This is a genomic window from Halonatronum saccharophilum DSM 13868 (assembly GCF_000517025.1).
In the GTDB taxonomy this organism is placed as follows: Bacteria; Bacillota; Halanaerobiia; order Halobacteroidales; family Halobacteroidaceae; genus Halonatronum; species Halonatronum saccharophilum.
The window spans coordinates 47,077-47,893 of record NZ_KI912094.1 but is presented as its reverse complement, the minus strand read 5'-3'; the positions used below and the strand labels follow the sequence as shown (position 1 = coordinate 47,893).

Here is an 817-nt window from a genome sequence, read left to right as displayed (position 1 = left end):
TCTAGGATCAAGTCCTACACAAATATGACTCTTCTTCCTATCAACCTCTTCTATCAATCTATCAATAAAATTCATTTAATCACTCCCTCTATAAATTAAATTTATCTCACTCATGCTCACTTATTCTTAGAAATTTATTTTCTTATAAAAAAGTAATATGGATTTAATTATTAAAACCAATTAATATTTGGAATTGCAAGGATAAAGTAATCTAAAAACTTAACTATTATTTTTAAAAAATATGGTCGCTTATTGGAACTCCACATTTCCATGGTAGTTTAACCTCCCATATCTCTCAGGATCTATGTCCCTACATTCCTTCGTTCTACCTATCCATGGGTGGAGGCTGGATATGCTCCTCGACAGGGTCTATGCCCATATTGAAATAATTAATTCCAGCTCTTCCAGTCTTCCTTTTTCAAAGTACTTAATCTAAGAAAAACAAACATAAATAATTGATCTATATTATAAAATTTACATTCCAATAATTCATTTTAAATATCTTTAAGCAGCTCCCTGTAAATTTGAACGTTTGATATTTCTAAATAATTTTTCACCATCATACTTTTCTTTTTTCTTCCATAAAGCAAACAATATTCTAATCAATTTGCAACATAGAGCTACTAGGGATTGTTTTTTCTTTAAGGGGTTTTTAGAGCGTGTTGTGTAGTATTGATGTAGCTCTTTAAATTCATTATTCTTTGCTACCAGAGGCAGCATCACCCTATACAATAAAGATCTCAATTTCGCTCTTCCCCTCTTAGTAATACAAGTTCTTCCCTTATGTTTCCCTGAACTATTTTCCATCAAATTTAGT

The 817-nt window shown here is 30.6% G+C and carries 1 protein-coding gene; it reads right to left on the bottom strand.

Translation table 11 applies throughout. The features are described from left to right. Nucleotides 1–504 precede the first annotated feature (504 nt). Nucleotides 505–817: transposase (locus HALSAC_RS0103665; RefSeq protein WP_156924149.1), on the bottom strand; the 313-nt coding region annotated here is incomplete at its 5' end.